This is a genomic window from uncultured Endozoicomonas sp., from assembly GCF_947495845.1.
Taxonomy (GTDB): Bacteria; Pseudomonadota; Gammaproteobacteria; order Pseudomonadales; family Endozoicomonadaceae; genus Endozoicomonas.
This window is the reverse complement of the sequence record NZ_CANMAO010000008.1, coordinates 122,459-133,556: the sequence shown is the minus strand read 5'-3', so window position 1 is coordinate 133,556 and position 11,098 is coordinate 122,459. Positions and strand designations below refer to the sequence as shown.

The window sequence follows — 11,098 nt, the reverse complement described above, 5'->3', positions numbered from 1 at the left end:
ACGTCGACCCTCTCCGACAGCGGCAGCTTCACCATCGCTGATACCGATCTTACAGATACACAATCTCTGTCTTATACTGCCGCTGCGACCGGCTATCTGGGCAGCTTCTCAATCTCATTGGCGGATGACACAACCTCCGATGGCGCCGGTCAAGTCAATTGGGATTTTGAGGTGTCTGATGGGGATATCGATTATCTGGCTGAAGGCCAAACATTAACGCAAACCTACACGGTCACCGTCTCCGACGGCGAAGGCGGGACCGTGGATCAGGACATTGTCATTACGCTCACTGGCACTGGTGATGCCCCAACCATAGAGACAGCTACCGATGTCACCGGCGGCATTACTGAAATGGACGACAACGCTGCAGGTGAGTTGACAACAACCCTCTCTGACAACGGCAGTTTCACTATCGCCGATGTGGATCTGACGAATACTCAATCTATAAACTTCACTTCTGCCAGCGCCGATTACCTCGGTGATTTCTCCATCGACTTAGCGGATGACACCTCCTCGGATGGTTCAGGCCGCGTCAATTGGAACTTTGATATTGCTGACAGCGTGATTGATGATCTGACAGAAGGGCAAACCCTAACCCAAACCTACACAGTCACCGTTACCGATGACGACGGTGCATCAGTAGATCAAGACGTCGTTATTACGATCACCGGCACTAATGATGCACCCACCATTGAAACTGCCACTAATGTCACGGCAAGTATTTCAGAGATAGAAGATGGTACTGCCGGAGCTGGCACCGTTTCTCATTCCGAAAGCGGCAACTTTACCATCGCGGATGTCGAGCTTACTGAAACTCAGAGTGTTGCGTACTCCGCCGCTGATAGTAATTATGTTGGTACACTCAACGTCTCCGTAGGAGATGACACACTCGGTGATGGTACTGGGCGTATCGACTGGGACTTCTCTGTAAACGACAGCGCTCTGGACTTCCTCGCAGAAGGCGAGACCGTGAATCAAACCTACACCGTCACCGTCACTGACAGTGCCGGCGGTACCGTGGATCAAGACATCGTTATAACGTTGACCGGTTACAATAACGAGGCTCCAACGATTGAGGCGACAACAAAAGTCACCGGCGGCATTTCCGAGCTCGATGAAAATGCGGCTGGTGAATCCACTACAGAGTTAAACGACAATGGCAGCTTTACAATTGCAGACATCGATCTCAGCGATAGCCAGAGCGTCAGCTACACAGCCGCTGGCAGTAGTTATCTGGGTAACTTCAGCGCTACTGTTGGCGACGATACGGTTAATGATGGATCCGGTCGAATTGACTGGGACTTTGCTGTTGCCGATAGCGCGTTAGACTATTTAGCGGCCGGTGAAACGCTGATACAAACCTATACCGTCACAGTATCCGATGGCGAAGGCGGTACTGTCGATCAGGATATCGTCATCACCCTGACCGGTACGAATGATGATCCGGAAATCACCTCCTCGGCCACCAGCGGCAGCATTACCGAGCTCGATGATGGGGCAGCCGGCGAACGGACCGCAATATTATCAGACAATGGCAGTCTTTCCTTCGACTACGTAGACCTCAGCAACAGTCACACAGCATCTTACGCCTCGGCAGCCAGCGGTTATCTGGGCAACTTCAGCATCAACACGAATAATCCCAGTGGTAACAACTCTGGCAGTGTCGATTGGAGTTTTGAAGTATCTGATGGTGATATCGATTATTTGGCTGACGGTGAAACTCTCAATCAGACCTATACCATTACCGTCTCCGATGGTGAGGGTGGCAACACTGAACAAGATGTCGTGGTTACTATTACAGGTACTAACGACAGACCAACAATACAGTCCGTCAATGATGTCAGTGGCAGTGTCACAGAGAGCGCAGACAGGTCTGCCAGCGAAAACTCGGTAACCCATAGTGATAATGGCAGCTTCACCATCGCGGATGTTGACTTATCTGATGCCCAGTCAGTATCTGTTACGCCAGCAGGCTCAGGCTATCGAGGTAACTTTTCTCCCACTCTTGGTAACTCTAGTAACGGAACGCAACAAATCAACTGGTCTTACAGCGTCGACGACAGTGCTCTTGAGGACCTCAATGCGGGTCAGGCACTGACACAAACCTACACTGTTACTGTCACTGACAGTAGTGGCGATACTGTTACTCAGGATGTGTCCATTAACCTTAATGGTACTCAGGATGTCAGCGACCTCGTTAACCACAAGATGGCAGGGAAAACTATCACATTACAGATAGGTGGTATTAATACCTTAGGACAGCCCATTACCGCTTCAGCCACTATCACACTGCCAGCGGACGTAAGCAGTGGCTACACTCGGGAAGTTCAAGTCCAACAAAATTATAACTTGTATCATGCCACCATAAGAATTCAAGACGTTGGCTCTGGCATCAGCTTCTCGCAGACGACCGGTCATCAAACAATCTGGTTCAACCCTGGCGGGTATATATTTGGTAAGCAAAGCATTGGTGTGAGCACAGGTGGCTCTGGTGTCGGTATACATAGAGTAAATATGGATGGAGGTACTCTTGTTAATGGTTATATAGGCACTGGGGGACGAACATGGACCACATCACCTCCGGTTGTTATTGATCTGGATGGTGATGGAATCGAAATTATCGGCGTTGATGAGTCAGAGACCTACCTCGATGTGGATGGTGATGGTTATCAGGAAAAAACGGCATGGGTCAGTGGCGACGATGGCTTTATCATCACTGACCTTGATGGAGATGGCACGCTATCTTCAATGGACGAACTGTTTATCGCCCAGCAAACCGAAGAGCACGACACCGATCTGGAAGCGCTGGCAGCACTCTACGACAGCAATAACGATGGCGTATTGAATAAGGACGACGAGAATTTTGAGGACATTCTGATTTTTCAGGACAAAAATCAGAATGGCATTGCTGATGAAGGAGAAGTCATTACTCTGGCTGAGGCGGGTATCGAAGAAATATCCGTCGTATCCGATGGCCAGCAACAGATACTTTCCGATGGTTCAATAGTCCACGGTAAAACCACTTACACCAAATCCGATGGCACCGAAGGTATTATTGGTGACGTTGAACTGGCCTATGCAGAAGTGTTACCAGAAACCACCATTACAAATGCTGACTACTCATCTGAAACCAAACAATTATTACTTACCGGCACTCTGTTCAATGACATCCTTGTGGGTGATGCCAGTGCTGCAGACACCGATCTCCGCTCTATTCTTGACTGGGATAAGCTTAGCTATAACGTCGATGGCGCGCGCTCAATCTTGTTCACAGAAGACGATATACTTTCCGCTCAGATAATAGATGATGATCAGTTAGTCATAGAGCTTACTCAAGAAAAGGCTAGCGAGATTCGCACCAATACCGGTGATGATGACAGTGATGATGAAATTGAAGTGACATCCGGATTTATCCATAATCTGGCAGGTAATGCAGCTCAGACCGATAGTTACACCAGTGATGTCGGAGCAACACACTCTAGCAGCGCTAATAATGACACGCTCATAGGTGACTCGGGTGATGACCTGTTCTTCATCAGCCATGATAATGCCAACGTTACCGGCAATAGTGGCGCTGATACCTTTAACCTTAACCTCACGGGAACCTTGAGCGATCCAGCCGAACTCACCATTAATGACTTCAACACGATGGAAGGAGATGTCCTTAATCTTGAAGATATTATTGTCAATGAAGACAACAGCCTAAATGATTACTTACACTTCGAGCGCAGTGGTGAGGACACCATTATGGAAATACGTTCAGCTGCAGGCGGCGATGTAACGAATACCGTGACCTTTAAAGACACAGACCTCTTCACTCTTGGTGGTAATGATACAGAAATCCTCAACAACCTGCTGGATAATGGTAACCTGACGCACGACTAATAGAATCCAATATCAGCAGTCAACTTGCCAAGCATAGACTTTGATAAGAAAACGCTATCCATTTTTTATTCTCATAACATTTGATGTTGAAAACCAAGGAAATTACTTACGTCCACTTCCTTTTCATTTATTCGAGCATTACAACCAATCAATCAAGCAGAAATCGATTCCATTCTCATGAAACTTTACTTCACCCATCGCATCCAAAAAGCACCCCCTAATGAGAGGAATACCGATAATGTCTAACCCTTTAGCTAACTCAAGTACAAATAAAAATCTTGTAGAACTTTTTTCTACGTCAGGAAATAATAGTGATAGTGCTACTATTCAAACAGAAACTAGTGTATATGGAAAAAAAGTTTCAGAAACAAATCCTAAATTCACCAAATCACTGAGCATTAATATTCCAAGCACGACCTCAGAACAACCAGATCCTCAACACAAAGCGATTAACGAATTTAGAATATTAATCAATCCACACCTTTCAAATAGTCATAACTGCGAACCTGAAAGCACAGATAAAAATACTAAAACATTAGTGCCAACAAGATTCGTGGAAGATGTAAAAGCAGAGTTGAATGCAGGCCAAGAACATATTGATAGTCTCACAAATACCAACACATCACTCAACAATAAAACAGAAGCACTGAAGAAAGAGAACTCTATTTTAACAGATAAAATAAACTCAATGGAGAGAGAAGTGAATGAAATACTGGATGATGAAGCCATTACCAATAATAGAGATGTTCGTGCCTTTACGGAGAATCTTAAACTTGAAAATTCTCAAATCTTAAAACTGACAAAATCGGTTGATCAACTAACCACAAAAAAAAATGAACTTGAAACAAACTTATCTAAAACAACAAACCAATTAAATTCTACTAAAATAGACATAAAATCTCTTAAATCATCTATTTCAGAAAAAGATGACATACTTAATAAAACTAAAAAAGAGTTTCAAAAAACCATTAAAGAACTTCAAGAACAAGTCACGAGTCTTAAACAACAGATTCTCGAACTGAAAAATAAACTATCAGATAAGAGCTATGAAGAAACCATCCAAAGTATTGAGAAGAAAAATACAGAGCTAACTGAAAAATCAAATACCTTGGAATCTAAAACCGAGGAGCTGGAGAAAAAACTATCTCAAGCCAACACCTTACTAGAAAGCACGGAAGCAGCTAAAAAAAACTTGGAGGAAGAAGTAACTGAGCTCAAGAACAAGCTCAACAGCTCCGAAAATTCAGAAAATACAAGTGAGCATATAGAAATTTCTAAAGAATCAGAAATGATAGTTAAATCCGAGCCAGAATCGACTATTCCCAACTCCTCAATGGAAGAAAAAACAGCTCAAGAAAAGTATATACCGCTATCAAAACTACAAGAGATCATAACATCTGGCGATATTCAACCACCAAAAAAAGGCAGAGCATTTGGTTTTTTACCTGGAGTCAAAGAAACTAAAACAGATCATCGCGCCTATAGTAACACCCTGAAAAATTCCTTCGAAAAAATAACCGCGTTAACATACGAAGCCATACCATTCGAACAACTGGCAGGCAATGGAAGTAATATCGCCAATGATTCCAACAAACAAGAGCCCTCAGCACCTCGTATGGAAGCCTATAGTCAAAGCACCAAGAATCAAACCACCGTTTAATAAAGCAACAGATTACAGCCGACTAATTCAGGCTGTAATAAAGTTATCTAGATAACGTAGTCACCACCAGTTATTGGTATATTCAATAACTGCTGGTGACTACAGGTCTTAAACCAATCATCACGGTGTCGCCTATCTATATGCTACTTGGACAACCATACACACCAACTGCCGTAGTCGGTAATATCAAGCGCACCTTGCAAACCATAACCATCACAAATAAACCCACTGACCCATGAACCATCCATCAACTCCACTTTGCCAATGCCCAGAGGCGCAGGAATACCATTAACAAAACTGCCAAACGTATCTGCAGGCAAACTCCACACCTCTACTTCTATCGCGCCACCGTTACTTTCATCCCGAGCCATGCCAGGACGTTTTCCATCGGGTAACGCATAAAGCCGGTAACAGGCGCTACTTTTGGTTTTTGATTTGAGTACTCCACCCCGATCTGTCAGCTGCCAGTTTAAAGGTTGACCTTCCAGATGTGCGCCACAAACCACCACATCAATAACCTCTGCAGACGCAGGAGCGCCCGATACGACAGATGTCGGCTTTGCATAAGAAGTAGCGCCTTGAGGTAAATTAACCACTCGTTCCAACCGGCTGGCAAACCCCAATAGCTGAATATCCGTAAACGCTTTATTGAATAGTGAGACACCCCATGGAACGCCGCTCTCGGTAAAACCCACCGTGACGGCTGTTGCGCAGTAATCCAACAGATTCATAAAGTTCGTATAAGTACCCAGAATAGAATTATTCCGTACCGGATTTTCTCTTACCTCATCCCTTGTGAATAGGGTTGGTGTTGTGGGTGTAATAACAAAGTCCAGCCCCACTATTTGATGATCACACCGTCGTTTAAGTTCCGCCAGGTGATACTGTGCAGAAAAAACATCCGCAGAACTGCCTTTATTACCCTGACCGATAATCCCCTTAATCACTGGCAACATATCATCAGCTGCGACATTTTTTGTTGCCAGCCAACGCTCCGCTACCCACGGACCGTCATACAGAAGCGTTGCCGTTTCCAGAAAAGGTGCAAAATCTATGGTTACGGGCCGACCACCCAATTTTTCCAGCGCTACAACGGCTTTTTGAAACAGCGCTGCTGTCTCCTGATTACCCTGAAAGTCCAATTCATCAGGCACACCAAACGTGAAGCCTTGCGGCAGGTCATCATTACTGAAATATCGCGCTCTATTGGCGAATGCATTTTTTCGGGCAAATGAATCTTGGCCATCGTAGTCCACAGCCACGTCTATTACAGCCGCTGCATCCTCTGCGCAGAGAGTAAAAATGCTGACACAATCTAACGTTTTACAAGCTGGTACAACGCCCCGCGTGCTTAACAAACCTTTGGTCGGCTTATGACCGGTTAGATTATTCAGTACCGCAGGTACACGACCAGAGCCTGCTGTATCAGTTCCCAGCGCAAAACTCACCTGCCCCAACGCCGTCGCAATGGCAGAACCGGCACTGCTGCCACCAGAAATGTATTCCGGATTGAAGGCATTTTTACCTTCACCAAACGGTGAACGAGTACCAACCAGCCCCGTGGCAAACTGATCCAAATTGGTTTTGCCTAAAGGAACCGCACCGGCGGCAATCAATTGTGCAACGACAGGGGCGTGTTCTTCTGGCGTATACGTAAACGCTGTGCAGCCTGCACTGGTGGGCACACCGGCCAGATCAATATTGTCTTTAATGGCAAAGGGCACACCATAAAGCGGCAGATCTTTTATATCCTGCTGCTCCAGTTTGCTTAGATAAGCATCTAACTCAATGTCACTTAACACCGTAATCCAAGCGTTAAACGCTTTTTGCTCAATGGCCTGGGCGCGAAGTTTTGGCAGAAGGTCACGGGGCGTCAGCTCTTCCGTTTCATAGGCTTGTCGCAGTGAAGTTAATTGTAAATTCCACATGGTGTTTCTCCCTAATTTGACTGCTCAAGCCAGACCAATGACTGACCGGCATCCACCGCCTGCCCCTGGGTTTTCAGAATTCTTTTCACAGTCCCGGTTTCTGTCGCATGAATTTCAATCTCCATTTTCATGGACTCCAGAATCATGACAGTTTCTCCCTTCTCAACCGAATCACCTTCTTCCTTGAGAATCTGCCAGACACTGCCCGAAGCCGGGCTGGACACGGCGTTGATACCTTCAGGAATATCAATCACCAGTTCACCCGTGTTTTCTGTTTCTGGCTGTTCATACGTCAACTGACCATTAATTCGCCAGCGCTGTAATTCTTCATTGAAGGCGGCTTCTCGCTTAGTCTGAAATGCGTCAATATGATTGGCTTCCCGATCAATAAAGGCTTTATATTCTTCCAGAGAAAACTCAGCGTCCTCGATACGAATCGGAAATTTACCCTGAGGGAAGTCCCGCCGTATTTTCACCAGCTCTTCATGGCTGACTTCATAAAATCGAATCTGGTCAAAGAAGCGCAGCAGCCAGGGTTTGCTGAACTCAAACGTCTGGCGGTAACGGTTCCACATCTGCAAAGTTCTACCCACAAACTGATAACCGCCAGGGCCTTCCATGCCATAAATACAGAGATAGGCACCGCCGATTCCCACGCTGTTTTCTGCGGTCCATGTTCTCGCGGGATTGTATTTGGTGGTTACCAGACGATGCCTCGGATCAACCGGGGTTGCCACCGGGGCGCCCAGATACACATCCCCCAACCCCATGACAAGATAAGATGCGTTAAAAACAATCTGCTTCACTTCATTCAGAGAAGATAAACCGTTTATCCGTCGTATAAATTCCAGATTACTGGGGCACCACGGCGCACCAGGACGCACCGATTGGGTGTATTTTTCAATAGCTTCCTGACAGGCTTCGTCATCCCAGCTCAATGGCAGGTGAACGATACGGGAAGGCACCGTCAGCTCACTGGAACCATCAAGCTCAGCCACCGCGCGGTCAATATGATTCAGCAACTCCGAGAGCGGCAACGCCTGGCTATCATAGTGGATTTGCAGAGACCGAATACCGGGGGTCAGCTCCCGCATACCTTCCAGCAGGTTCTTCTCAAACCAGAGCATCAAGGCATGAACCTGAAAACGACGTTCGATATCCAACGCCAACTCACCGAGTTCCAACAGAAGAAAGTGATCACCCGCCGTACGACAGATTAATGTTTCACCTCGAAACGTGGTTTCTTTCACAATGGGCGACACCAGAACCGGTGCATGAGAAACCACTGGCAAGTCAGCACTGAGCTTTTTTATGCACTGCAACTGCCCTGCTTCAATGGCGGTAGCCTGCTCTAGTGTCACCGGTTTGAATCGCACCTTTGCTCCAGCTTTGAGCTGCCCAAGCTTCCAGAGATCGGCATGAATCACTGTAGCCGGGCAAACAAAACCACCCAATGATGGCCCATCCGGCCCAAGAATAACCGGCATATCACCAGTAAAATCCACGGCGCCAAAAGCATAGGCATTGTCGTGTATGTTCGATGGGTGCAAACCTGCTTCACCACCGGTTTCCCTTGCCCATTCAGGTTTTGGGCCTTTTAAACGAACGCCGGTTCGGCTGGAGTTATAGTGAACTTCCCAGGTTGCCTCAAAAAATGTTTCGATGTCCTGATCAGTAAAGAAATCCGGTGCACCGTGAGGGCCATATACCACATTGATTTCCCACTCTTCCGGCATGGATAGCACGGGCATTTTTCGATTAACGACAGATTGCGTTGTTCGCTCTGGAATTTGCAGCACATCACCAGGACGCAACGCCCGCCCCACATGACCACCAAATTGCCCCAGCGTAAAGGTGGCTTTTGAGCCCAGGTAATCCGGGCACTGAAAACCCCCGCTGATCGCCAGATACGCCCTTGCACCAGAACCGGTCACTTTGCCAAAGCTAACGGTCTGTCCGGCAGCGACAAACACGGTTTCGAACATCGCGATTGGCCGGTCATCCAGAGTAACGTCGATAGCGGCACCGGTTACCGCAATCACGGTGTCACTATTAAAACGCAACACCGGTCCATTCAAGGTAATTTCTAATGCCGCCGCATCGTCCGGGTTATTTAATAACTGGTTCGCCTGACGAAAACTCAATGAATCCATTGGCCCGGATGGCGGAACACCGATATGCCACAAACCAGTACGACCAGGATAATCTTGAATTGTCGTTTGTGTACCTGCCTGCTCGACAATCACCGTCGGGGCGTGAAAACTGAATTGGCTCAAGGTATTGGTCAGAACCCGACCTCGTACAAACTCTTCACCACCCAGCACAGACACCAAATATTGGCGATTGGTCGCTATGCCATAAAGTGAGGTATCCAGCAGTGCTGACTTCAGTTTGGTAAGCGCCTGGGAACGGTCTGACTGATGAACCATCACTTTCGCCAGCATTGGGTCAAACAGCGCAGGCACTTCAATACCGGACTCTATCCAGTGATCAATTCGAATATCATCATCCGTTGGCCACTTCACCTCAGTTAACAGCCCGGCACAGGGCATAAAATCCTGTTGTGGATCTTCTGCATAAACCCGTGATTGGATGGCATGACCATAAGGGTGAAGATTGTCTTTCAGCTCCTGAAGGTTCGCTAGAGTGCCTGCTGCCTGCTTTAACATCCACTCAACCAGATCAACGCCCCAGACCAACTCCGTCACACCATGTTCAACCTGTAGCCGTGTATTCACCTCCAGGAAGTAAAAGTCATTCGTATCAACATCAAAAATAAACTCAACGGTGCCTGCGTTGCGATAATTAACAGACGACATAAGATGTTCAGCTGTCTGATGAAGGTCTTTCCGAAGTTCGTCTGTTAAGCCGGGTGCGGGGGTTTCTTCGATAACTTTCTGATTCCGGCGTTGAGCACTGCAGTCACGCTCACCCAGAGAAATGGTATTCCCTTCGCCATCACCGAAAATCTGCACTTCGATATGTCGGGCGCGGCGCACATATTTCTCCAGAAATACGCCATCATTGGAAAAATAGTTAGCAGACAGTCGTTTTACACTTGCCCAGGCATTGATCAGATCTTTTTCGTCTTCACAAACCTGCATACCAATACCGCCACCACCCGCAGTACTCTTTAGCATGACCGGATAACCGACTTCATTCGCCCAATGCACGGCTTCATTCTGATCTATTAGCAGTGATGAACCGGGCACCAAAGGAACGCCAGCACCTATAGCAAGCTCCCTTGCCTGGTGCTTCAAACCAAACAAGACAATCTGCTCTGCCGTTGGTCCGATAAACGTCAGACCTACTTGTTCACAACGGGCGACAAACTCCGTATTTTCACTGAGGAATCCATACCCCGGATGAATGGCTTCAGCACCAGCTGCCTTGGCAGCAGCAATCATTTTTTCAATGGATAAATAGGTATCAGCAGCTGAGCCCTCTCCTAGAGATACCGACGTATCGGCCTGCTGAACGTGAAGACTATTCGCATCCGCTTCGTGATAGACGGCAACGGAATACAATCCCATTTGCTTTAACGTTCGGATAATTCGACAGGCAATGGCACCGCGATTCGCAATCAATACCGTAGAGAACATAATTATTTATAATTATTGTGCGG

4 protein-coding genes are annotated in these 11,098 nt (G+C 46.9%); 2 read left to right on the top strand and 2 right to left on the bottom strand.

The features are described 5' to 3' along the window. Both Q1B11_RS08385 and Q1B11_RS08380 read left to right on the top strand, forming a co-directional pair. Window positions 1-3,885, top strand: a 3,885-nt coding sequence (locus Q1B11_RS08385; RefSeq protein WP_299730560.1) for a VCBS domain-containing protein, incomplete at its 5' end; no start/stop codon positions are given. Between the two features lie 238 nt (window positions 3,886-4,123). After that, window positions 4,124-5,545: a hypothetical protein gene (locus Q1B11_RS08380; RefSeq protein WP_299730557.1), complete on the top strand. Its 1,422-nt coding sequence runs from the start codon at window positions 4,124-4,126 to the stop codon at window positions 5,543-5,545. 143 nt (window positions 5,546-5,688) lie between these two features. Here Q1B11_RS08380 and atzF read toward each other — a convergent pair whose 3' ends face one another. Continuing rightward, a complete protein-coding gene (atzF, locus tag Q1B11_RS08375; protein ID WP_299730554.1) occupies window positions 5,689-7,473 on the bottom strand; it encodes an allophanate hydrolase in 1,785 nt (594 codons plus the stop codon). A gap of 11 nt (window positions 7,474-7,484) precedes the next feature. Next, window positions 7,485-11,075 (bottom strand): urea carboxylase, encoded by a 3,591-nt coding sequence (gene uca / locus Q1B11_RS08370; RefSeq protein WP_299730551.1) that lies wholly within the window; start codon window positions 11,073-11,075, stop codon window positions 7,485-7,487. Window positions 11,076-11,098: the final 23 nt, after the last annotated feature.

Excerpts from the sequence above, each read along its gene's own strand:
- Q1B11_RS08380 (WP_299730557.1), top strand. The coding sequence starts at position 4,124 with ATGTCTAACCCTTTAGCTAACTCAAGTACAAATAAAAATCTTGTAGAA.
- atzF (WP_299730554.1), bottom strand. The coding sequence starts at position 7,473 with ATGTGGAATTTACAATTAACTTCACTGCGACAAGCCTATGAAACGGAA.
- uca (WP_299730551.1), bottom strand. The coding sequence starts at position 11,075 with ATGTTCTCTACGGTATTGATTGCGAATCGCGGTGCCATTGCCTGTCGA.